23 protein-coding genes are annotated in these 23364 nt (G+C 42.9%); 16 read left to right on the top strand and 7 right to left on the bottom strand.

The genetic code is table 11. The features are described 5' to 3' along the window. Nucleotide 1 precedes the first annotated feature (1 nt). A complete protein-coding gene (locus GW828_RS15495) occupies nt 2-334 on the top strand; it encodes a cytosolic protein (RefSeq protein ID WP_273086167.1) in 333 nt (110 codons plus the stop codon). Between the two features lie 832 nt (nt 335-1166). Here GW828_RS15495 and GW828_RS15490 read toward each other — a convergent pair. The 3 genes from GW828_RS15490 to plsB all read right to left on the bottom strand — a co-directional run bounded on the left by GW828_RS15490 (nt 1167) and on the right by plsB (nt 5389). Beyond that, the gene (locus tag GW828_RS15490; RefSeq protein WP_273058715.1) at nt 1167-1439 is read right to left on the bottom strand and encodes a hypothetical protein; all 273 of its coding nucleotides are present in this window, start codon (nt 1437-1439) and stop codon (nt 1167-1169) included. Between the two features lie 270 nt (nt 1440-1709). Continuing rightward, on the bottom strand, nt 1710-2966 hold the full coding sequence (gene mtr / locus GW828_RS15485) for a tryptophan permease (protein ID WP_273058713.1): 1257 nt from the start codon (nt 2964-2966) through the stop codon (nt 1710-1712). Further along, nucleotides 2966-5389, bottom strand: a complete 2424-nt coding sequence (gene plsB, locus GW828_RS15480; RefSeq protein ID WP_273058711.1) for a glycerol-3-phosphate 1-O-acyltransferase PlsB — start codon at nt 5387-5389, stop codon at nt 2966-2968. The genes mtr and plsB overlap by 1 nt, the downstream gene beginning before the upstream one ends. A gap of 264 nt (nt 5390-5653) precedes the next feature. Here plsB and lexA point away from each other — a divergent pair, with 264 nt between their 5' ends. The 6 genes from lexA to GW828_RS15450 all read left to right on the top strand — a co-directional run bounded on the left by lexA (nt 5654) and on the right by GW828_RS15450 (nt 11799). Continuing rightward, complete coding sequence (gene lexA, locus GW828_RS15475; protein ID WP_124018274.1) at nt 5654-6268, top strand: transcriptional repressor LexA; 615 nt, start codon at nt 5654-5656, stop codon at nt 6266-6268. Then, nucleotides 6265-6771 (top strand): cell division inhibitor SulA, encoded by a 507-nt coding sequence (locus tag GW828_RS15470; RefSeq protein WP_124018273.1) that lies wholly within the window; start codon nt 6265-6267, stop codon nt 6769-6771. The genes lexA and GW828_RS15470 overlap by 4 nt, the downstream gene beginning before the upstream one ends. A 396-nt stretch (nt 6772-7167) precedes the next feature. After that, nucleotides 7168-8757, top strand: coding sequence for a cytochrome c oxidase subunit II (gene coxB, locus GW828_RS15465; RefSeq protein ID WP_273058707.1), 1590 nt, complete (start codon nt 7168-7170; stop codon nt 8755-8757). A 9-nt stretch (nt 8758-8766) separates the two neighbouring features. Then, nucleotides 8767-10362: a cytochrome c oxidase subunit I gene (gene ctaD / locus GW828_RS15460; RefSeq protein ID WP_124018271.1), complete on the top strand. Its 1596-nt coding sequence runs from the start codon at nt 8767-8769 to the stop codon at nt 10360-10362. Between the two features lies 1 nt (nt 10363). Further along, complete coding sequence (locus GW828_RS15455) at nt 10364-10927, top strand: cytochrome c oxidase assembly protein (protein ID WP_124018270.1); 564 nt, start codon at nt 10364-10366, stop codon at nt 10925-10927. Then, a complete protein-coding gene (locus tag GW828_RS15450; protein WP_124018269.1) occupies nt 10924-11799 on the top strand; it encodes a cytochrome c oxidase subunit 3 in 876 nt (291 codons plus the stop codon). Before GW828_RS15455 ends, GW828_RS15450 begins: the two co-directional genes overlap by 4 nt. Nucleotides 11800-11806: 7 nt before the next feature. Here GW828_RS15450 and GW828_RS15445 read toward each other — a convergent pair whose 3' ends face one another. Continuing rightward, nucleotides 11807-12025, bottom strand: a complete 219-nt coding sequence (locus GW828_RS15445) for a DUF2909 family protein (RefSeq protein WP_124018268.1) — start codon at nt 12023-12025, stop codon at nt 11807-11809. Nucleotides 12026-12050: 25 nt separating this feature from the next. Between GW828_RS15445 and GW828_RS15440 the strand changes: the two genes are divergently transcribed. The 5 genes from GW828_RS15440 to GW828_RS15420 are packed head-to-tail and all read left to right on the top strand — an operon-like array spanning nt 12051 to nt 15950. Further along, nucleotides 12051-12794, top strand: a complete 744-nt coding sequence (locus GW828_RS15440; protein WP_235781657.1) for an SURF1 family protein — start codon at nt 12051-12053, stop codon at nt 12792-12794. Nucleotides 12795-12851: 57 nt separating this feature from the next. Beyond that, nucleotides 12852-13403: a hypothetical protein gene (locus GW828_RS15435; RefSeq protein WP_124018266.1), complete on the top strand. Its 552-nt coding sequence runs from the start codon at nt 12852-12854 to the stop codon at nt 13401-13403. After that, nucleotides 13403-14383, top strand: a complete 981-nt coding sequence (locus tag GW828_RS15430) for a COX15/CtaA family protein (protein ID WP_124018265.1) — start codon at nt 13403-13405, stop codon at nt 14381-14383. The genes GW828_RS15435 and GW828_RS15430 overlap by 1 nt, the downstream gene beginning before the upstream one ends. 13 nt (nt 14384-14396) lie before the next feature. Continuing rightward, nucleotides 14397-15308: a heme o synthase gene (cyoE, locus tag GW828_RS15425; RefSeq protein WP_124018264.1), complete on the top strand. Its 912-nt coding sequence runs from the start codon at nt 14397-14399 to the stop codon at nt 15306-15308. 15 nt (nt 15309-15323) lie between these two features. After that, entirely contained in the window at nt 15324-15950 is a 627-nt protein-coding gene (locus tag GW828_RS15420; protein WP_273058724.1) for an SCO family protein, read from the top strand. 41 nt (nt 15951-15991) lie between these two features. Here GW828_RS15420 and GW828_RS15415 read toward each other — a convergent pair whose 3' ends face one another. Then, on the bottom strand, nt 15992-17050 hold the full coding sequence (locus GW828_RS15415) for a polysaccharide deacetylase family protein (RefSeq protein ID WP_273058701.1): 1059 nt from the start codon (nt 17048-17050) through the stop codon (nt 15992-15994). Nucleotides 17051-17064: 14 nt separating this feature from the next. On the opposite strand from GW828_RS15415, the gene dinF reads away from it, so the two are divergent. From dinF to GW828_RS15400, 3 genes are all read left to right on the top strand, one after another. Further along, nucleotides 17065-18408, top strand: coding sequence for an MATE family efflux transporter DinF (dinF, locus tag GW828_RS15410; RefSeq protein WP_182697682.1), 1344 nt, complete (start codon nt 17065-17067; stop codon nt 18406-18408). Between the two features lie 70 nt (nt 18409-18478). Next, the gene (locus GW828_RS15405) at nt 18479-20416 is read left to right on the top strand and encodes an alpha/beta hydrolase family protein (RefSeq protein WP_273058699.1); all 1938 of its coding nucleotides are present in this window, start codon (nt 18479-18481) and stop codon (nt 20414-20416) included. A gap of 49 nt (nt 20417-20465) precedes the next feature. Then, a complete protein-coding gene (locus tag GW828_RS15400; RefSeq protein ID WP_124018259.1) occupies nt 20466-20795 on the top strand; it encodes an FKBP-type peptidyl-prolyl cis-trans isomerase in 330 nt (109 codons plus the stop codon). A 79-nt stretch (nt 20796-20874) separates the two neighbouring features. Here GW828_RS15400 and nfuA read toward each other — a convergent pair whose 3' ends face one another. Beyond that, complete coding sequence (gene nfuA / locus GW828_RS15395) at nt 20875-21453, bottom strand: Fe-S biogenesis protein NfuA (RefSeq protein WP_124018258.1); 579 nt, start codon at nt 21451-21453, stop codon at nt 20875-20877. A gap of 250 nt (nt 21454-21703) precedes the next feature. Beyond that, a complete protein-coding gene (locus GW828_RS15390; protein WP_182755997.1) occupies nt 21704-22510 on the bottom strand; it encodes a ComF family protein in 807 nt (268 codons plus the stop codon). A 43-nt stretch (nt 22511-22553) separates the two neighbouring features. Between GW828_RS15390 and bioH the strand changes: the two genes are divergently transcribed. Continuing rightward, on the top strand, nt 22554-23348 hold the full coding sequence (bioH, locus tag GW828_RS15385; protein ID WP_273058694.1) for a pimeloyl-ACP methyl ester esterase BioH: 795 nt from the start codon (nt 22554-22556) through the stop codon (nt 23346-23348). The last annotated feature ends 16 nt before the right edge of the window (nt 23349-23364 follow it).

The raw sequence follows: 23364 nt of genomic DNA, 5'->3' as shown, positions 1-23364 counted from the left end.
TATCCATCATGTTAACGGCATCGACTGGCTAGTGATCACAGCTTTTGAAGAACTGAAAACTATGTTTATCGAAGAAGCCGGTACGATACCCTCTTGCTTCTCTACCGCCAGCGAATTGAACCTGGTTGATCAAGCAAAGCGAACTTATAGATATTTGCCTACTCTCAGCGGCGTAATCACCGATATCGGCACATATCAAAGACAGGGTAACGAAGAAGATTTGGACCCACAGCTTGCCTGCTTAGTTGAGGGGCGTGGTCGGGTATTTATCTATCACGGCGGCTTTGTCGCTTTTGTGGATGACGAGCAAACCTTTATTACCCGAATAGACTGAAAATTATTCAGTAAGTTGAAATTGGCGAATTGGCATCCCTAGCAAGGAATGGGGCAAAACCAGGTTAGTTTTTAACTTAACATTCGTACCAAATGAAGCTAAATCGAAGAGATAGAATGACCCAGTGTAGATGCGCCTGAGGGTATCGAAAACAGGGACGTTTTCGTTAAGCGGCCATGGATGGCGCAAAGCGTCCCGAAACAGTATCTGCACATAAGCCCACTGCAGGTGATTGACTACATTGAAGGTACAAGCTTCAAACCCATTTAACCAACACCCACTCAGCTCAACACCACTAAACCAAACATAAAAAATGCCAAACCTTTATTAGCAGGCCTAAAACTTTGGGGGCAAAACCAAGTTAGCTGTTAACTTAACATTCGTACCAAATGAAGCTAAATCGAAGAGATAGAATGACCCAGTGAAGATGCGACTGAGGGTATCGAAAACAGGGACGTTTTCGTTAAGCGGCCATGGATGGCGCAAAGCGTCCCGAAGCAGTATCTGCACATAAGCCCACTGCAGGTGATTGACTACAATGAAGGTAAAAGCTTCAAACTCATTTAACCAACACCCACTCAGCTAAACACGACTCACCAAACATAAAAAATGCCAAACCTTCATTCGAAGGCCAACAAAATTTAGGCACAACGAGTTCGTTTTCTTGACTTAGAAACGGACAAAAGTAAGTCAACACTAAGCCGCTCTATGACATCTTTGTAATCGCGACATTCGCTATCCTGTAGCACACTTGCAGAAGGTAGTGAGTAGCGATTAAATCATGTGATCAATCAAACTTAACCGAACCAAATAAGTTAAGTTAATCAATATCTCACTTACGTTGTTGTAATATGAGTTGCTTTTCACGAGCAAGCATTACCATGCGAAACATGCCCCACGCCATAATCACAGCACCAAAAAGCAACATGATATTAACAATGACAGCTTGGTTAGCGAGTATAGGTAAAAAATCTTGGTCAAATCCGGCAACTAAACCGTAAATTCCTAGACCAAACAACAGTGCTCCAGGGAAATCAATTAAGGCGACTATCATCATACTGCGATGAATTCTAGCCAACTCAGCTTGGGTGTTATTCTGTGTCATTTGCTCATCCTTGCCTAAATACACTTAATGAGTATCCATTACAGATACCACGATGATGCCCAAAATAGCGCTTTGCAATTGAAGTATCAGCGTCATCAACGGCAACATAAACCATCCAATTGAGGATATGGTTATTGCTATCATGCCAGCAAATAGCTTATTGACCAACATACCATTGGTTGTTAAACATCAGTCAGAATAGTCACAAACAAAAAAGCCTTCAAACGAAGGCTTTCTGAATAATTATAATTCGATTATAACAAGTTGCGGTTATTTAAATACCGGTAAGATATCTGCCATTGCCAGTAAGTGACATGTTGCGGTCACTATCCCAAACAACACCACAAGCACAATCAGTGGCGTTCCGCCTGGCACCTTAAAGCCGACATAATTGGGATACTGCTGCCTCACTTTATAAGCCAACAAAGCTGGAACAATCACAGCCCATATGGTGGCTGCAAGTGCAGCAAAACCAATGGCGAGGATAAACCCATTCGGAAACAGCAAGCCCAATATTGTTGGCGGGATAAACGTAACCGCTGCAGTTTTAATCCGTCCGGTGCGCGAATCATCAAAACCAAATAGATCAGCAAGGTAGTCAAACAGACCTAATGTGACACCTAAAAATGATGATGCCACGGCAAGATTGGCAAACAGTGTCAACATGCTATCAAGCCATTGGCTGGCAATAACACCCGACAACGCTGCAACTAACACCCCAATATTACCGCCTTGGGCAATAACATCGGCAAACTGGCTGCGCTGAATATTACCCATAGTTGCCACTAACCAACACACATAAATCACTAATGCGATTGTGGTTCCGCTAATGATTGCCTTAACAATGGTTTTAGCATCTTTACCGTAATATTTAACTAAACTGGGTACGTTACCGTGATAACCAAAACTGGCTAAGCCAAAAGGAATCGCAGCGAGCAGATAAGGTAAGTAACGCGACTCACCATCGGGTGATACCAGTTTCACGGTATCGATATCGATCAATAAATTACCAATGGCTAAGAAGAAGGTAATGACCATGCCACCAAGCATGATGGTGGTAATGCGATCAACCGCTTTAGTACTGACAAATACCACTAGCGCCAGCACCACGGCAAACACTAACCCTGCCACACTCTGAGGTAGACTGACCCCCAATGCCGATAAACTGTGATTAACAATCGATCCGCCACCACTGATATAAGCATAAGTTAAAATGTACAACACAAAGGCTATAGATACACCGTTAATGACTCGCCAAAACTGCCCAAGGGTTACTCGAGTTAAGGTATCGAAACTGTCACCGGGTTCAAAATGCAAGTTAGCTTCTAATAACAGCAAACCCGACATTAGCATGCAAAACCAGACGCCGAGCAACATTGCTATTGAGTAGCCAAACCACATCCCTGCACCAACAACTGGCAAGGAAAACATTCCCGCACCCACTGTAGTGCCAGCAATGATCATCGCCCCACCCAATACTGACTTACCACTAGTGCGATGCTTGGCCGCATTCATATGGTTTGCCATTATTGTCCGTGCTCCGCATCCACACTGTCTACTATGGTTTGTTTTACTGACGAACTCAGCAACTTGTTGGCATGATCTCGAATTCTGATCACTTCGTCACGATGTTCAACACTGCATAAGTAACCTAGTTCTTTTAACTTAACACTCAAGGTGTTATACAGTTTTTTGTCATAAAACTCTGGAGCGGTAATCCCGTGAAGTGCGCCTAGTCGTTGGGCCAACAAGTGACTGTCGGTTTCAAGAGCAGAACGTTCAAGCTCAGGCTTTATCGCCAGTAAATTAAAGATAATGGCATAACGCTGCAAGGTCTCACTGATCGTTTCAGCCAGAAGTAATACTTGGGTAATATGACGAGGCGTGATGACAAAGTTATCATTGTCGCTCAACAAACCTTGCTCAAGCATAAAGTCTAAAACGCCATCAACATATTTATGCACATCATCAATGCCCATAAATAACTCTGCTTTCAACAATGGATAAAAATCCATCACGATAGCATGAATGCGCGCGCGATCGCAGTCATCATAGCGCAATAAACAACTGGCAATTAATGAAGGTATCGCCATTAAATGAATAATATTATTACGATAATAACTCATGGTGATGGCAATTTTTTCATCAACAGAAATAATCTCACCAATAGAATCTTTGGTACTAACAAACTTATTTAACGACAAACAATGATCAACAATCGACTTACCATCACCCTCGGCGACCGATGCGTAATCGGTATAAGGTACGGTTTTCAATAAGGCTAAATACAGATCAAGTTGGCGTTCTAACTGACTTCTTTCTAATGCATTTTGCTCTGAGGCTAATAACACTAAACTGGTTAATGTTACCGAGCTCGCGGCGGCAGCACCGTTAATATTGGTCATCACGCGGTTAGCGAGTAAATTAACCGATGGAGTAAACCACGATGGTTTTTGATCAGGCTCTTTCGCCAGTTCGCTACGCCATTCTGGCGCTTGTTGATTTAAGAAGTGCTGTAAGTTAATCGGCTCACCAAAATTAACATAACCTTGGCCAAAGTTGCCGAGTTTACGCAGCGCACCAAATAACTGCCAAACAGATTCTTTTTTCTTTTTCTTGCCGCTTAATTCTTTGTGGTAAGTGGCCACTTCCATCACATGATCATAACCTAAATACACTGGTACTAACGTCACTGGGCGCTCTATGCCGCGAAGCACACTGTTTATGGTCATTGCCAACATGCCGGTTTTAGGCGCAAGTAAACGCCCTGTACGCGAACGCCCACCTTCGGTGAAATACTCAACCGAATAACCTTTAGCAAATAACTGATCTAAATACTCACGAAATACTGCGGTATACAGTTTATTACCATTAAAGCTGCGGCGGATGAAGAATGCTCCACCACGGCGGAACATTGGCCCTGCTGGCCAAAAGTTCAGGTTAATACCGGCCGCAATATGCGGCGGAACCATACCCTGATAATACAAAATGTATGACAGCAACAAGTAATCCATATGGCTGCGATGACAAGGTACGTAGACAATTTCATGGCCATCATGGTGAAGCTGTCTTACCTGTTCAGCACCTTTGATATTGATACCGCTATATAATTTATTCCATAACCAAGTGAGAAAACGCTCGGCAATGCGCACTAAACTATCTGAATAGTCTGCGGCAATTTCATCAAGGTATTCAATCGCAGTTTCACGAGCTTTTTCAGGAGATACTTTTTTGTTGACTGCTTCTTCTTCAATAGCCTTTTTAATTGAATCTGACTTCAATAAAGAGGCAAATAGCATTTGACGATTAGGTAATTGTGGCCCTGTCATAACTTTACGTTGGCGACGGAAATGCACTCGCGCGACACGGGTTAATTTATGCGCAATTCTTTTATCTGTACCGTGCTCATCAGCCATATGGCGCAGCGATAACGCATTAGAAAACTGCACAAAATTATGTCGCCCTAAAAATAAAATCATCAGCCACTTACGTAACCAAGTTGGGTTTTCTCTTTCAAAAACAGCCGCTGTCATGCTGTCTTCTTCCTTACCAGGAGTACGTCCCCAATAAAGACAAACTGGCACTAATTGAATATCAAGGTCAGCATTCTCACTATGAAGCGATAATAAACGGGTAAAATAATTAAGGAACTTCTCACCACTTTCACGTTTACCAAATAGAGGTTTACGCCCTTCTAAACACACCACTCGAGGTACTCTTAAACCATCAAGCTGCAACGGCTCATAAGGACTTGGCATACCAAATCCTTCAGTGATTTCGCTCAAGGCGGCAATATCACTAATAGATTCCGTTTTCATCAAATAAACCAAGGGCTTGGTCGGATCTATATTGAGGTCATCAAACGGATCATGGGGCACCACAATGGTCTGTACCATCCATTTCTGAACCCATTTTAATGCTTGTAAAAATATTGAATCTGGTTTTGACATGGTTATTTTCGCAACATAAGCCATTGTAATATTGTCGTATAGGATACCAGAAACCACCCTGCTTACACTATCTGGCCGACTTATCTTTACGTGTAAGCTCTCACTTTAAGACATAGTGCAAGATAAAAAATATATAATAACTAATAAAAACATTAATTTAAGTTACAAAAAACCAATAAAACACAAAAAATAGTTGGTTAATACTTGCACGAACACAAACACTGTATATAATGACAGTCACTGTATAAAAAGACAGGAATCATCATGAGACCGTTAACGCCGCGCCAAGCAGAAATATTAGACTTAATTAAAAACAATATCGCCGAAACAGGTATGCCACCCACTCGTGCTGAAATTGCGAAACGTCTTGGCTTTAAAAGTGCTAATGCTGCCGAAGAGCATTTAAAAGCATTAGCCAAAAAAGGCTTTATCGAGATCATGCCTGGAACCTCTCGAGGTATTCGCTTACCTCATGAAGAACAGATTGAAACCGGTTTGCCTCTGATTGGACAAGTTGCAGCTGGTGAGCCTATTTTGGCTCAAGAGCACGTTGAACAGTATTATCAAGTCGATCCGAGCATGTTTAAACCTGCCGCAGACTTTCTGTTGCGCGTTCGTGGTGACAGCATGAAGAACATCGGTATTTTAGAAGGCGATTTACTCGCGGTTCATAAAATGCAACAAGCACGTAATGGCCAAGTTGTGGTGGCGCGTGTTGATGATGACGTCACCGTAAAACGATTTGAACAAAAAGGTAATGTGATTTATCTGCACGCAGAAAATGACGATTACACCCCGATTAAAGTTGATTTAAGTTGCCAAAGCCTAACCATCGAAGGGCTTGCCGTTGGCGTTATCCGTAATGGAGATTGGTTATGAACAAACTAATGGGCATCGCGCCACGTCACCCAGGCTTATGGGTAGATTTAGCTGAAACAGAATTGCATGGCAACCAAACCATTCGCACATTACAAACAGTCACCCAAGGTGAAGCTGAGTTGAGCCAGTTGTGTAGTCAACTCGCCACATTGAGCCAACAAGGTCGATGGATTGTGTTAATTAGCCCACCACACATTGGCTATAAACATATGCTGGCAAATGCTGGCGTGAGAATGGACCGTATTTTACTGGTGCACACTAAAGACGAAGTCGAAACCTTATGGGCGATGGAAAAAGCGCTTACCAGTGGAACATCAAGTGCTGTCGTCACTTGGACAAGCTCACTTGACGCTCGTGATAGTCGTCGATTAGAAATTGTAGCTAAAAGTGCACGGGCTTTAGGTGTGGTAATTGAGGATGTGAATGCTCACTTACCTCACAAACATCAACTTGTTAGCCCTACATTAATAAATGGAACAAGTAATTTTTGCTCATTTCACTAAGCATTAACCCTTACTTACCAAGCCCTGTATTGAATTCAGGGCTTTTTTTTCATCTTTTTTCAGTCAATTAGCCAACAAAGTGATCTTGATCAATGTTTAATCTACAGCTAATGTTGTTCCCAAGGATGAAATATTATTCATCTTTAATTGGACGTGAATGACAGTGATTAAGATTACTTTCAGACAAATGAGCCAACTCAATATTGATAAGTTCAGTAGTAGGTACAAGCGTGGTGCACCGCTAATAATAAAACCGTAAACAATCTGTTTACTGCCACCAAGGTACTTTGAGGTCATCAAACTTTTTTCGGGAACCGAAAAGTTTGCATAGAGCAGAGAATTACTGTGTGACTTTTCTTTGTAATTGCTATTTGCAATGAACAGAGGAGCAGTCTTGTGAAGCAATGGTGGTATTGTTTACTGGTGGTGTTTATAGCACTTCCGCTTGGGGCATCAGAAATGTCCCTCAACATGACTCAAGGCGTGACAGATATCAGTGGTAAGGTTTATGGCCTCCACATGACGATACTTTATATCTGTTGTGCCATTGGGTTAGTGGTGTTTGGGATCATGATTTATTCAATGATTTACCATCGCAAATCAAAAGGCGCTGTTGCGGCAAATTTTCACGAAAGTACTAAAGTGGAAATAGCTTGGACCGTCATTCCTTTCATCATCTTAATCGCCATGGCCATTCCAGCCACTAAAACCTTAATTGCCATGGAAGACCCCAGCAATGCGGATCTCACCATCAAAATTACTGGGTCGCAGTGGAAATGGCATTACAGCTATTTTGATAAAGACATCGAATTTTACAGCACATTATCGACCCCAAGAGATCAAATCGATGGCATAGAGGCTAAAGGAGAGCATTATCTTCTTGAAGTCGATAAACCACTCGTACTGCCCATTAACCAAAAAGTGCGTTTTTTAATGACATCAGATGATGTGATCCACTCATGGTGGGTTCCAGCTTTTGCGGTTAAAAAAGATGCCAATCCAGGCTTTATTAATGAAGCATGGACCCGCATTGATAAGCCCGGAATTTATCGTGGCCAATGTGCCGAATTGTGCGGTAAAGACCATGGATTTATGCCAATTGTGGTGCAAGCATTATCAGAGACAGATTTTGATAACTGGTTAGTAGAGCAAAAACAACTGGCCAGTAATGCCGCTGCTGCGGCAGCAGCGTCACTGTCACAAACCTTATCTCTTGAAGAGTTAACCACCCAAGGCGAACAGATCTATCTTGCTCGTTGCGCCGCTTGTCACCAACCTAATGGTGCGGGCCTTCCAGGTGTATTCCCATCACTAATTGGCAGTCCTATCATAAAAGGCCCTATTGCAGGTCACCTCAACATCGTCTTAAACGGTAAACCAGGAACCGCAATGCAAGCCTTTGCCAAGCAACTTACCGCCCAAGAGATTGCCGCAGTGATTACCTTTGAGCGTAATGCTTGGGGCAATAATACCGGTGATGTTGTTCAAGCTGCTGATGTGAGTAATTTCTCTGGCGGCAATGAAGCAAGTACTGAAGCAAATAAGACTGAAAGCACAATGGCCGCAACAGCAACTGAGAACACCAATACTGCGACAGAAAAAGCGACTCAGGCTCTTGAAACCGTCGCTAAGGCTGTAACACCAGAGGTTGTTGCCATTGAAGATCTGCCCACCTTAACCTTGGAGCAATTAATCACAGAAGGTGAGCAGGTTTATGCCACCACTTGCGCCGCATGTCATCAAGCCACTGGTGCTGGTTTGCCAGGCGCTTTCCCTTCACTTATTGGCAGCCCTGTGGTTACCGGACCGGTTAGCGGACATATCGATATCGTTATGCACGGTAAACCAGGCACCGCGATGCAGGCATTTAGTAGTCAACTTAGCCCACAAAAGATGGCCGCGGTGATTACTTATGAGCGCAATGCGTGGGGCAATAATTCTGGCGAGGCGGTGCAACCTGCCGATGTCGCTAGCCATGGACAGTAGGGGAAGACAATGAGCACAACAACGCACGATACACTAGCTACCGCTCATGATGATCATCATCACGGAGCGCCGAAAGGGCTCATGCGCTGGCTACTCACAACTAATCATAAAGATATCGGTTCGCTGTACTTATGGTTTAGTTTTATTATGTTTCTCACTGGTGGCGCCATGGCAATGGTCATTCGGGCAGAGTTATTTCAGCCTGGATTACAGCTAGTAGAACCTAACTTTTTTAATCAAATGACCACGGTTCATGGTCTTATCATGGTATTTGGCGCAGTGATGCCAGCTTTTACCGGATTAGCTAACTGGTTAATTCCGATGATGATCGGTGCACCAGACATGGCTTTACCGCGGATGAATAATTGGAGCTTTTGGATTTTACCGTTCGCGTTTACCATATTACTCAGTTCGTTATTCATGGAAGGCGGTGGTCCTAACTTTGGTTGGACATTCTACGCACCGCTATCAACCACTTATAGCCCTGATAGCACCGCTCTATTTGTATTCGCCATCCATATCATGGGTATCAGCTCGATAATGGGCGCGATTAACGTTATCGTAACCATTGTTAACTTGCGCGCTCCTGGCATGACATGGATGAAACTGCCTTTGTTTGTGTGGACTTGGTTAATTACTGCCTTTTTATTAATTGCGGTGATGCCAGTGCTCGCAGGCGCAGTGACTATGGTGTTAACCGACAAGTTTTTCGGTACCAGCTTTTTCGATGCTGCAGGTGGCGGTGACCCAGTGATGTTCCAGCATATTTTCTGGTTCTTCGGTCACCCAGAAGTTTACATCATGATTTTACCCTCATTCGGCATTATCTCCGCCATTATACCGACCTTTAGCCGCAAGAAATTGTTTGGCTATTCCTCTATGGTTTACGCTACTGCCAGTATTGCTGTGCTGTCGTTCTTAGTATGGGCACATCATATGTTTACCACAGGCATGCCAGTATTCGCCGAGTTGTTTTTCATGTATTGCACCATGCTAATTGCGGTTCCTACTGGGGTTAAGGTGTTTAATTGGGTTGCTACCATGTGGCGCGGTTCGATGACATTTGAAACACCAATGCTATTTGCGGTGGCGTTTATCATTCTGTTTACCATTGGTGGCTTTTCCGGTTTGATGCTGGCAATCACCCCTGCGGACTTTCAGTATCACGACACTTACTTTGTAGTGGCGCATTTTCATTATGTACTGGTGACTGGGGCGATATTTTCCATTATGGCGGCGGCATATTATTGGCTGCCAAAATGGACCGGTAATATGTACAACGAAACCTTAGGCAAGTGGCATTTTTGGTGCTCAGTGATCTCTGTCAACGTATTGTTTTTCCCAATGCACTTTTTAGGCTTGGCGGGTATGCCTCGTCGAATCCCAGATTACGCAGTACAGTTTGCCGATGTGAATCAAATTGTTTCGATTGGTGGATTCGCATTTGGTTTATCGCAGTTTATTTTTCTCGCTGTGGTGCTCAAATGTATCAAAGGTGGCAAACCGGCTGGCGATAACCCTTGGGAAGCTGCAGAAGGTTTAGAATGGACCATTGCCAGTCCAGCGCCATATCACTCGTTTACCACTCCGCCGGAGATAAAATGAGATGACACAGCCAACAAAATCAAATCGTAAGTTATTAATCATGCTGATTGCTGGATCAATTGGTATGTTTGGGTTTGGTTTTGCATTGGTACCGCTTTATGACGTGCTCTGCGATACATTGGGTATTAATGGCAAAACCCAAAATAGCGCCAGTAGCTATGAAGCGGTAGTGGTTGATAAAAGCCGTACCGTTACCATTGAATTTGTGACCCAAGTTCAGTCAGATATGCCATGGGAATTTAGCCCTAAAGTGAACCAAATAAGCGTGCATCCTGGTGAGCTCACTCACGCACAATTTTTGGTTAAAAACCTGTCTGCACACGACACAGTAGGCCAAGCAATCCCTTCAGTATCACCTGGACAAGGAGCGGCGTACTTCAATAAAACGGAATGTTTTTGCTTTAACCAACAACCATTGGCCGCATCAGCAACTGCAGAATTACCATTGATTTTCTACGTGGACCCGGATTTACCCGCGTCTATTAATACATTGACTCTCTCTTATACCCTCTATGACATCACCGATAAACAGACGATCGTCGTAGAGCAAGGAGCAGCAAAATGACCACAAAGTATCAAACTTATTATGTGCCAAACCAGAGTGCTTGGCCGATAATCGGTGCTATAGGCTTATTTTTAATTGCATTTGGCGCAGGCACTTATGTACAACAATTAGCCACTGAAAAAACCTCAGGAAGTTACATATTAATCACTGGTTTTGCCGTGATTATCTTTATGATTTTTGGTTGGTTTAAAACCGTTATTGATGAATCAATGGCAGGACTTTACTCACCACAAATGGATCGTTCATTTAGGCAAGGAATGAGCTGGTTTATTTTTTCAGAGATTATGTTTTTTGGGGCTTTTTTTGGCGCATTATTTTATGCACGTATGATTTCAGTACCTTGGCTTGGTGGCGCATCGAACAATGCCATGACTCATGAGGTACTGTGGCCTGCCTTTGAAGCAATTTGGCCTTTGGTGAAAACACCTGATGGTAGCGCAACCGAGGCGATGCCATGGACGGGTTTGCCATTAATCAACACCATCATCCTGTTAACCTCATCGGTTACCTTGCACTTTTCCCACATCAATCTCGAAAAAGCCAATCGTAAGCCATTGATCATCTGGTTAGCGTTAACGGTGATGTTGGGGATTGCGTTTCTCAGTTTACAGGTCGAAGAATACAGCCATGCCTATCAAGAAATGGGCCTAACCCTATCTTCAGGAGTGTACGGTAACACCTTCTTTTTATTAACTGGTTTTCACGGCATGCACGTGACGATTGGTACCCTGTTCTTGATTATTTTATTACTCAGAATTATCAAGGGTCACTTTACCCCCGACAAACATTTCGCATTTCAAGCGGGTAGTTGGTATTGGCACTTCGTTGATGTGGTTTGGTTATGCTTATTCATTTTTGTTTATGTGCTGTAAATCAGCACTAATAAGGTCTGGGGTTAGGTTGAATGTAACCTAGCCCTAAGGCCACCAGCAGCACCACAATCACGACAACAGAAAATAATACTCTACGACCAAGATAATGGCTCATTGATTGTTGATGCTGCCCTTTAACCATAATAAATAAGGCTCTAGCTAAGTTAAATAATATGAATACAAGCAACGAGACTAAAACTAACTTAACAATGAAAGGTGTTGTCACAGGCAATCCTTTTAGGAGTGTGGGTGTGTCTCGGGTGTTATTTGTAATGATTACTTTGGTCGTGTTTGGCTTATTGGTCAAGTTAGGATTGTGGCAATTATCACGGGCAGCGTTTAAACAAGAGTGGCAAAGCACATTACTTGTGCGCCAACAGCAGCATGCACTCAATTATGAGGCAATGTTAGCACTGGTTAATTTATCAAAGTTACCCACTGGGTCTGAGTCAGAGGCGGCATTGCTCACAGGTTACCGCTTATCGATTTTGGCAAAACCCGTTAATAACACAATAATGCTGTTAGACAATCAGGTGTATCAGGGGCAAGTGGGATATTTAGCTTACCAAGTGTTTGAAATAACCCCAGAGCAGCCTTGGATACTCGTTGAACTAGGTTTTGTTGCAGCCAACAAAGACCGTCGAATATTGCCTCAACTTGAACCACTAGAAATACGCTACTACACCCTCTATGGACGGGTATATCAAAAACAAACCAATCCATTTAGTGATCAGTTAGATGCTGAACAACGCGCCGATGCGCCAATACGTTTTCAAAACATCAACACTGCAGCATTAGCTGACATGTTAGAACATTCGCTAATACCTGTAGTGCTACAACCAGAAAATGTCCCGCGCTACAACTTACCGCAACCTTGGGTGCCGATCCCATTATCGGCGCAGAAGCATCAAGGTTATGCCTTGCAATGGTTCACTATGGCAGGAGTATTTTTAGGATTAATGAGCTGGATAGCATATCGACAATATCGACGTTAACTCTCGTCGTGAATAAATAACTTAACAATAATATCAATATGATAAAGAGGAGATGGAATGAACTCCCTACCGAAAAAGAGCAATAAAGCGCTAATCGTATTACTGCTGGTGTTTATTTTACCGGTTGCAATAGCCAAGTTAGTGCTAAGCCTAGAACTCTATAATGGTGCGGCGACGAACAAGGGGGCACTGATCACTCCCGAAGTGAGTTATGCCAACTTAGCCATGGAAAACCCTAAACCACATATTTGGCAGGTACTTTTTTTTCTCCCCGAGCAGTGTAACGAGCAGTGTCAAGAACGTCTGTATATTTTACACCAGAGCTATATCGCACTAGGCAAAGATAGAGATCGCGTTATCCCGATCATAGTGGTGAATAATCATAGCGACACCAAGATACTCAAACAATTGAATATCGGCTTTGATCAAGTCAATGCCAATGATGCACTTGCAACATTGTTGACTGAACAACAGCTGATCATTGTCGATCCTCTTGGCAGCCTGGTGATGCAATATGACAATGTGATTGGCCACGACGCCAATATTGCCCAAGGTAAAGCCATGATTGCTGATTTACGCAAAATGCTTAAATTATCGAGGGTGGGCTAATGACCATTAATCGGCTGATAAAATTTACCTTGGTATTTACCTTAGCGGTCATTTTAATGGGGGCTTACACACGCTTATCTGATGCCGGACTGGGTTGCCCTGATTGGCCTGGATGTTATGGCCATTTAGCGGTACCCAGTGCAAGCCATGACTTAGCAAAAATTGAAACGCATTTTCCACAAATGACCATAGAGCCAGAAAAAGCATGGCTTGAAATGATCCATCGCTACATCGCCGGTGCATTAGGATTAATGGTATTAGCTATCCTTGTATTGTGCCTTAAACAACCTCATGCACCGAAAAAACTCCCCAGTTTTATAGCCGTCTTAATTGTATTTCAAGCAGCGCTTGGCATGTGGACTGTCACAATGAAACTAATGCCTATTGTGGTAATGGCACATCTTATTGGCGGTTTTAGTCTATTTGCCTTGTTACTACTGCTGTACCTTAGGCTTAAGCCATTACGGATCCCAGGAGGTGATACTTATGCCCGCAAACTGGTTCCGTTAGCTTTAGTCAGTCTAGGAGTATTAGTCATTCAAATTGTACTCGGCGGCTGGACCTCATCAAATTACGCGGCTCTCGCCTGTACTTCGTTACCCATTTGCGAAGGTAACTGGGTCGATAACTTACGTATTGCCGATGCTTTTTCACCGTTCCAAGGCGATCATCCAAGTTTTGAATTTGGAGTATTAGACTATGCAACTCGAATGACCATTCATGTCAGTCATAGAGTTTGGGCCGTTGTTACTGCCATAACATTGATCCTACTAGCGCTAAAATTACGTTATGCACAATCACATGTAATGCGAAACAGTGGTTACTTATTACTGTTATTGGTAATCACCCAAGTCGGACTGGGTATTAGTAATGTGGTGATGAATTTACCTTTGGGCATCGCGGTATCACACAATGCAGGTGCAGCCTTATTGCTGCTTACCTTAGTCTTTATTAATTACGCCCTGTGGCGTAAAGCATAAACGAGGATCGACCATGACAAAACCTCTTACTATTAGTCAGGTTCAACCTAAATTAACCCTACAATGGCGCGCTTATTTTGAAATGACCAAACCAAAAGTAGTTGCACTTATGCTACTGACCGTATTGGTTGGCATGTGTTTATCGGTACCGGGCATAGTGCCGCTGCAACCTTTAGTTGCTGGTATGGCAGGCATTGCAATGATGGCGGGGGCAGCGGCAGCATTTAATCATTTAATCGATCGCAAAATTGATGGCTTGATGGCCCGCACTTATAACCGACCGTTACCCAAAGGTAAAATCTCGACAACCAAAGCGGCTGCATTTGCGGTGTCTCTCGGAGCCTTAGGCTTTGTGGTACTGTATGCCTTAGTCAATCCCCTAACCGCTTGGCTGACGTTTGCCAGTTTAATCGGCTACGCCTTGGTGTATACCGCTTACCTTAAACGAGCAACTTCACAAAATATCGTTATCGGCGGATTAGCAGGCGCTATGCCACCATTACTTGGCTGGACCGCGATAACCAATGAAATGCATGGTTACGCCCTATTACTTGTGATTATTATCTTCACTTGGACCCCACCGCATTTTTGGGCGTTAGCGATTCACCGCCGTAAAGAATATGCCAAAGTTGATATTCCAATGCTCCCCGTAACGCACGGGGTAGAATTTACCAAAACCTGTATTTTGCTTTACACTATTTTACTCGCCATTGCCTGTTTACTGCCTGTTTTAGTCGGTATGTGTGGTCCAATCTATTTGGTCGGCTCTACCCTACTCAGTTGTGGCTTTATCTATAAAGCGTGGCAGTTAAAGTTTCATGATTATCCAGAACTGTCGATGCAGGTGTTTAAATTCTCAATTTATCATTTAATGGTGTTATTCATTGTCCTATTAGTAGACCATTATTTTTGGGTAAACACTTAACCTAGAAAAGGAAATATATTGAAAATAATCATAGCATTAGGGCTGATATTATTAGCCATAAGCGGAGGTGTTGCTTACCAAAAGATGCAAACAGAACCTATGGTACTGGCAACCAGTTATGTATTTGAACAACAGCGGGCATTAGCACCATTTACATTAGCAGACCAGTACGGCAACACCTTCAATAACCAATCATTACAAGGTAAATGGAGCTTATTTTTTATTGGTTACACTGCTTGCCCTGATGTATGCCCTACTACCTTGAATAAACTCGCCGCGGCTTATCCACAGCTACAAAAAATAGCCAAGAATATACAAGTGGTGTTTGTGTCGGCAGATCCTAAACGCGACACTCAAGCGAAACGTTTGGATTACATCAATTTTTTTAATCAGGACTTTATAGCGGTCACTGCACAACACGCTGATTTGTTTCCCTTCAGTCGTGACTTAGGCTTTGTATACGCTATGGTTGGAGACGGTAGCGATTATCAGGTAGACCATAGCGCATCTTATGTATTAGTTTCGCCCCGAGTAGAAAAGATTGCGGTATTTAAACCAAAACCTCAACCCGGCCAATTAGCGCAAATTCTTAATGCAGAACTGATTGCTGACTTTGAGAAAATAGTAAAATCCTGGCAATAGCGCAGACTCATTAACCACAACGGTAACTAACTGAGATAACATTATTCTTCGAGCCACTGCCCATTATCTTGTGGGCGGATCCACGCTTGTGAAAACCAATAATAACCGGTTTTTGTTTTGCTCGGTGCCGTACAATTATAACGCGAACGTCCTGGGGCTAAATCTGATGATGCCTGAATCGATAAGCGATTTTTACTTAACCAAATGGGCTTTTTAGGGCCTTGCCCTTGAATAAAACACATCACCTGATGTGGATAAATATCTTCAGTATCGAGGGTTAATATCAACTTAGGTCGCCATTGGCCGGATACAAGTAGAGGGTCGCTTATATTTTGCTTAGTTACAGGCATAGGTAAACTGGAAAATTTGACCTTCAAACTCGCCAAATCAGCGTAAGCATTGGCCACAGGGAAACGCGGTAACGCCGTTAATGAAGCATACTCTCCAGCGGCCCCCGATTGCTGACCAAAACCAACAAAGCCGTGTTTAGTCAAAATAGCTTCTAACTTGCTAGTGTATTCGCCGTATGGATAAGCAAACATTTTTACGCTTTGGCCGGTGCGTTTTAAGATCTCGGCTTCCGTTGCGAGAATATTGTCTTCAACTCGTGCTTGCCATTGGTCTTGGGTTTCTTTACCTTGGCGACGAATTAAATGTTCATGCCCCCAACTGTGATTCGCTATTGTCACCCCTTGCTCTGACAAAGTGTTAATATCTTGCCAGCTCATCATCCCTTGGTAACCTGCTTCAATCGGAGCAACAGAAATAAATACCGTATAGGGAAACTTGTGTGTGACTAAAATAGGTGCCGCATTTTGAATAATGCTGTCATAGCCATCATCAAAGGTAATCACAATACTTTTATGATTTAAGGTCGTGTTATGCTTAATACTATCAACAGCATCGCTTAAAGAAATAACCGTAAAATCATTATCAGCTAAATACTGCATTTGCTCAGCAAACTGACTCGGGGTCACACTGGTACTTTTAGGCGTGTTTTCAGACACATGATGATACTGTAAAATAACCACTGCATTGGCATCTAAATGCAATACACTCAAACTGAGCAATGCCAACCATAACGCTATTTTCTTAACCATGATTATTCATACCTATGTCAGTTAGTACACTACTGTTAAATCGCCAAAAAAATCGTCAATTATTGGCATTAGCAACACCCATGATCCTGTCTAATATTACTATTCCGCTCTTAGGATTAGTTGATACAGCTGTGATTGGGCATCTAGGACACGCTTATTATCTTGGTGGCGTAGCCTTAGGAAGTACCATCATCACCTTGATGATATGGTTGCTTGGTTTTTTACGTATGTCCACCACCGGACTTGTCGCACAAGCCTTCGGGGCTAATGATACCTCAACTCAGCAACAATTACTGATACAAGGTTGCAGCTTAGCATTAACCTTAGGTTTCGTTGGCGTCATGCTGCAATCTCCTCTGCTCAATTTAGCGCTCAGTCTCAGTGATGCCAGTGAGCAAGTCATGCTCTATTGTCGCCAGTATGTGTCGATTCGAATCTGGTCCTTGCCTTTTGCCCTAACCAATTTAGTGCTACTGGGTTGGTTGCTTGGGCGCCAAAAGCCCAAAGCGGCTATGTGGCAGCTGATTATCGCCAACAGCGTCAATATTATTCTCGATATTGTATTTGTCATGGTATTTAAATGGAATGTGCAAGGCGCGGCATTGGCATCGGTTATTGCTGACATCTGTGCTTTTTCAGTGGCATTAGTCATGGTTAAACGCCAACTTATTGATATGGGTGGACTCAAATTTAGCCAGGTTATCGCGCATTTATCTTGGCGCGGTTATGCTCGTTTACTCACCTTAAATCGTGATATTTTTATTCGCAGTTTATGCTTACAAGCCGCGTTTAGCTTTATGACTTTTTATGGTGCCGGCTTAGGTGACAATATTATTGCCGCTAATGCCGTGCTGCTTAATTTACTGATGCTGATCTCTTATGCATTAGACGGCATAGCTTATTACGCCGAAGCAGAAGTGGGCCGCGCATTTGGTCAAAAAAATCCAACCTTACTCCATGACAGCGTAGTGTTAGCTTTTTGTTGGTCGGCAATAGTGGCAGGATTATTTAGCCTACTATTTTGGTTGGCAGGGCCGTGGATAATTCAGCTATTAACCAATATAGAAGCGGTGCAAGATACTGCCAATAATTACTTAATCTGGCTAATTTTTATGCCTATATTGGCGTTTGGCTGCTATTTATTTGATGGGGTATATATTGGCGCGGCACAAGGACAAACCATGCGAAATAGTATGATAATCGCGACCTTTGCAGTTTACTTTCCGAGTTGGTACCTGTTGCAAGCTTGGGGCAACCACAGCCTTTGGGCTGCAATGTCGATATTCATGCTATGTCGAAGTGTAACACTCGGCTGGCACTATTATTATAAACTCAGGTATCAACTGGTGAGCGTATAATATATTGAAGACCTCGCTATAAAAATGTAACATCCTAACAACATGTTATCGCTCTTCAAACGGATCTTTAATGAAACGGATTTTATGGCTTGTTGTTAGTTTATGTCTATTTTCGCATAGCTCTTTTGCCAAGCCCCTGCCTGTAGAAGCCTTCGCCAGCATCCCAGATGTCCGCTTTGTTAGCTTATCACCTGACGGAAAAAAAATAGCATCACTCATTCGAGTCAGTACTAATGAGCTTGAAGGTCAAGTACTCTCTATTCGCGACATTAAAACCAATAAAGATATTTTCCCATTACAGACTGACAACCAAAAATTTGTCATCTTATCGTTAACCTGGGCAAATGATGATGTCATCTTAATCGAATCTAAATATCCTTCTATTCGTCGAGGCATACCCACAACCGAAACCCGCTTAATGAAATACACACTGAGCGACAACAAAACCACAAGTGTCTTTTCTAATCACTCGCTATCGCGCTTTTACGGGTATGGATTACCGCAATTACAAGCATCGGTTATTGACTACCTTGACAATGATCCCGGTCATATCCTAATGCAAATTCAAGGCTTAGGTTCTAAACCACAATATGAAAGCGTCATTAAAGTCAGTTTAAAAACCGGCGCTATCAAGACATTACAACCGGCACGTATGCATATTGGAGACTGGTTAACCGATAGGCAGCACAACGTGCGTATTGGTATTTATCGCGATGACACAAGCTACCGTATTTACGAGCAAAAAGCAGCGGGTGAAGATCTGCGTATATTATGGGAGTTCGAAGCGCTAGCAGAAGATGTCATCTGGCCTATCGGTTTCGACCATGATCCTAATATCTTGTATATCAGCGCCTATCATCAAGGTCTAAAAGCCATCTTTAAAGTCAACTTAACTGACCCAACATTGACTAAAGAGCTGGTGTTTCACAATGAAAATTACGATGTTGAAGGCTGGTTAGTTTATTCTGAACTAAAGCAAAAAGTGATTGGTTTAAGCACCGACATTGAAGGTGAATATCTGTTCTGGGATCAAGACTATATCAAGTTGAATAATGGTCTAACGGCAGCATTACCCGAGTCACACAATGCCATCACCCAGTTCAGTGATGATGAACGTCGTTACATCGTTTATGCAACTGGCCCAATTGAATCTGGGGCGTATTACTTTGGCAATAGAGATCAAAATGCACTTTACCCTGTGGCTTATCGATACAGCCAATTGCCACCAGAGCTATTATCAACACCTAAAACGGTTAATTACCAGGCTCGCGATGGTTTAGCCATTGAAGCCTTTTTAACCACCCCAAAAGACGCTATCGCCAAAAACTTACCGACTATTATCTTTCCTCATGGCGGGCCAATTAGCTATGACTCAACCACCTTTGATTATTGGGCGCAGTTTTTAGCTAACCGCGGATATGCGGTACTGCAAATGAACTTTCGGGGCTCGGCAGGTTATGGCTTCAACTTTATGAGCTCGGGTCTTAAAAACTGGGGCCTAGAGATGCAAACCGACATTGAGGATGGTGCTCACTGGCTGATAGGCCAAGGTATTAGCGATCCTAAACGCATGTGTATTGTTGGTGCGAGTTACGGCGGTTATGCCGCATTAATGGGTGTGGCTATCACACCTGATCTGTATCAATGTGCCATTAGTGTTGCGGGCGTGACAGACCTTGAAAAATTAGTTAAATCATCGCGTGGATACGACAATAGTAAAATTGTTAAAAAACAAATTGGTGATGATTACGACGATTTATATCAGCGATCACCGATTAGCAAAGTGGCCAGTATTAAGGTACCAGTGTTATTAATCCACGGTACGAAAGATCGTGTGGTGCGCGTAGAGCAAAGTGAAAAAATGTATGATGCGCTTAAGGATTTACAGAAGCCAGTAAAGTATATCGAATTAGAAAATGGCGATCATTACTTAAGTAATAACCAACACCGTCTTACTACATTTATTGAAATAGAACGCTTTTTAGCAGCTAATCTTGGAGTACAATAAAGCCAATTTAGTGTTTAACTATTATCTAATTAGTCACAATGAGAACAGCATGACCGAACAATTGATTATTACTGACCTTGAGATCGGCAAGGGTAAAGCGGCAGTAAAAGGGGCATTAATTACCACTCGCTACAGTGGACGTTTAGCCGATGGCACTCAGTTTGATGCGTCAGATGCATTTCAATGTGTTATTGGCACAGGCAGAGTGATTAAAGGTTGGGACCAAGGTATTATCGGTATGAATGTTGGCGGTAAAAGACAACTATCAGTACCGGCACATTTAGCCTATGGTGAGCGTCAAATGGGTGATCGTATTCCAGCAAACTCTGATTTATTCTTTGATATAGAATTACTTGAAGTGCTCACTCGAGACGACTAATTGACATAAATATAGCAGTGTAACAAACGAAAACGCGACCGGTGAGGTCGCGTTTTTTGTAGTGTGCAATTCGTTATGCTTACGCGTAAGAATGATCACCGTGTTGGTGTTCTGTCACGTCACGCACCCCAGTCAATTCTGTAGGGAACATGTCTAGTAACTGCTTCTCGATACCATCTTTTAAAGTGATATCAACTTGAGAACAACCGTTACACCCACCACCAAACTGCAATACTGCAACACCCGCGTCGGTAATTTCTACCAGCATGATGTTACCGCCATGGCTGGCAAGTTGTGGATTAATTTCTGACTGAATAACGTATTCAATACGTTCAACAAGAGGTGCATCGCCAGACACTTTACGCATTTTAGCGTTAGGTGCTTTTAAGGTTAACTGCGAACCAAGCTGATCAGTTACGAAATCAATGCTAGCATCATCTAAAAATGGCGCGCTTTTTTCATCAACCATGGCGCTAAAGCCATTAAAAGGCAGTTCAACATCATCAGCTTCAGCAGCATCGGGTGGACAATAAGACACACCACACTCTGCTTGTGCAGTACCAGGACTGATAACAAACACACGAATGTGAGTGCCTTCAGGTTGATCGGCCAATAGTTTGACGAAATGGGCCTGAGCTGTATCGGAAATGGTGATCATAAAAACCTGCTCCGTCAGGGAGTACCTGAGTAAATTAGTAAGAATTAGACCTATGATACTCTGTGTTGCATTAGCTTTGTAGTGTCCATGAGATTTGATCGTAAAAAAATGATCTAGTTCAACGTTTTTTAAGCTTACAAAAAATGCAAAACGCACTGTAACAGGGCTTGCAGCAGGTATTAGCCAATTGTTTTTATTTATAAAAAATATTGTTATTACTCAAGTCGAATTAATCTAACCTACAATCGAGCTAATCTAATAATCCCGGTGCCTCAGCCCGCGCAAGGCACCATGTTTGTACATGAACAAATTGTGCACTAAATAATCGACTTATTTCATCTACGGTTGTACCGGTTGTCACCACATCATCAATTAACGCAACACGCTGATAAGGAATCTCCGCTTGTAACTGGAATGCCCCATGGCAGTTCTTGCGCCGCTGTTTACCCGCTAAGCCTGTTTGCGGCGCAGTATCAACCACCCGAGTTAAGCAACTGTCGTCTAGCGGAATACCCGTTAATCGGCTAAGTTGTTTCGCAATTAACCAAGCTTGGTTAAAGCCTCGCTGTCGTAAACGATTTGGATGCAAAGGCACAGGGATCAACACCTGTGGTCGCCTAATGATGCCATGTTTAATCAGTAAGGCAATTCGACAAGCTAATTGCTGAGTTATCGCGTTAAGCGGTGCACATTGCTGTTGGTATTTTATCGCGGCAATCAGAGGGCCTAGTCCTTGATGATAACTGCAAGGTGCCACCACAACATTGGGCGTATGTTTAAGGCATTTACCACAATATGCTTGCAACAGTGCGATTTCACGGCCACAACCTAAACACACTTCATGTTGGTACAAACTTGCCGCTAAACACACCTGGCATACACCAGTGAGCACTTGATTAGCAAACAATTGTTCATAATCCATTTGATCTATCCTTTGCTGGCACAGCAAGCAACGGTTGGGTAAACTGCCTAGTAAAATAACCCTAGCACGCTGAATGCGCTTGACGCATAAACGTAATATGTGGGTAATGTTGATTGAATTATTGATTGACGGCATTGGCTATTCATTCCATTAAATAGACTCAAAAGAGGTGTTAACCGTGAGTTTTCCTGCATTGCATATTGATACCCTAGGCTCACAAGGCCAAGACATAGTGCTATTACACGGGTGGGGCGTGAATAACCAAGTCTTTAGTCCGTTAAAAAGCGCCTTGCACCAGTATAGAGTGCATTATGTGGATTTGCCGGGATTTGGCCTCAGTGGCAACATTGATGGTGACATAACGCAATGGTCACAAACACTTGCAGCGCAACTTCCACAGCAGGCAATTTGGATTGGCTGGTCATTAGGCGGCTTAATTGCGAGTCAAATTGCCATTGATTATCCAGAGTCTGTAGCAGCATTAGTGACGATTGCCTCATCGCCCTGCTTTATGAGCCGGGAAGCAAATGAGCTTAATCCAACTTGGCCTGGTATCCAGCCAGATGTATTGGCACAATTTTCAAGCCAATTAAGCCGTGACTTAACTCGTACCGTTGAACGATTTTTGGCGATTCAAGCCATGGGAAGTGATAATCCCAAAGCGGATATCCAACAAATAAAAAGCTTAGTGTTAAGCAAACCATTGCCGACACAACAAGGATTATCCCAAGGATTGGATATGTTAGCGCAAGTAGATTTACGTACTAGGATGGCTCAAATACAACAGCCGTGGTTACGAATTTGGGGTAAGTTAGACAGTTTGGTACCGAGAAAGATCATCAGCGCATTACCGCAAAGTGACAGCATTGAAGACGTCGTACTACATAAAGCATCCCATGCGCCCTTTATTTCACATCCAGAGCTATTTTTAAGCCATTTATTACCCTGGATCATAAAATACAGCCAAAAATAACCTAATAACACTTTAG

This window comes from Shewanella vesiculosa (assembly GCF_009994065.1).
In the GTDB taxonomy this organism is placed as follows: Bacteria; Pseudomonadota; Gammaproteobacteria; order Enterobacterales; family Shewanellaceae; genus Shewanella; species Shewanella vesiculosa.
This window is presented reverse-complemented; position numbering and strand designations above follow the sequence as displayed.

Coding starts and splice junctions, on each gene's coding strand:
- GW828_RS15490 (WP_273058715.1), bottom strand. CDS start 1,439: ATGACACAGAATAACACCCAAGCTGAGTTGGCTAGAATTCATCGCAGT.
- mtr (WP_273058713.1), bottom strand. CDS start 2,966: ATGGCAAACCATATGAATGCGGCCAAGCATCGCACTAGTGGTAAGTCA.
- plsB (WP_273058711.1), bottom strand. CDS start 5,389: ATGTCAAAACCAGATTCAATATTTTTACAAGCATTAAAATGGGTTCAG.
- lexA (WP_124018274.1), top strand. CDS start 5,654: ATGAGACCGTTAACGCCGCGCCAAGCAGAAATATTAGACTTAATTAAA.
- GW828_RS15470 (WP_124018273.1), top strand. CDS start 6,265: ATGAACAAACTAATGGGCATCGCGCCACGTCACCCAGGCTTATGGGTA.
- ctaD (WP_124018271.1), top strand. CDS start 8,767: ATGAGCACAACAACGCACGATACACTAGCTACCGCTCATGATGATCAT.
- GW828_RS15455 (WP_124018270.1), top strand. CDS start 10,364: ATGACACAGCCAACAAAATCAAATCGTAAGTTATTAATCATGCTGATT.
- GW828_RS15450 (WP_124018269.1), top strand. CDS start 10,924: ATGACCACAAAGTATCAAACTTATTATGTGCCAAACCAGAGTGCTTGG.
- GW828_RS15435 (WP_124018266.1), top strand. CDS start 12,852: ATGAACTCCCTACCGAAAAAGAGCAATAAAGCGCTAATCGTATTACTG.
- GW828_RS15430 (WP_124018265.1), top strand. CDS start 13,403: ATGACCATTAATCGGCTGATAAAATTTACCTTGGTATTTACCTTAGCG.
- cyoE (WP_124018264.1), top strand. CDS start 14,397: ATGACAAAACCTCTTACTATTAGTCAGGTTCAACCTAAATTAACCCTA.
- GW828_RS15415 (WP_273058701.1), bottom strand. CDS start 17,050: ATGGTTAAGAAAATAGCGTTATGGTTGGCATTGCTCAGTTTGAGTGTA.
- dinF (WP_182697682.1), top strand. CDS start 17,065: ATGTCAGTTAGTACACTACTGTTAAATCGCCAAAAAAATCGTCAATTA.
- GW828_RS15405 (WP_273058699.1), top strand. CDS start 18,479: ATGAAACGGATTTTATGGCTTGTTGTTAGTTTATGTCTATTTTCGCAT.
- GW828_RS15400 (WP_124018259.1), top strand. CDS start 20,466: ATGACCGAACAATTGATTATTACTGACCTTGAGATCGGCAAGGGTAAA.
- nfuA (WP_124018258.1), bottom strand. CDS start 21,453: ATGATCACCATTTCCGATACAGCTCAGGCCCATTTCGTCAAACTATTG.
- GW828_RS15390 (WP_182755997.1), bottom strand. CDS start 22,510: ATGCCGTCAATCAATAATTCAATCAACATTACCCACATATTACGTTTA.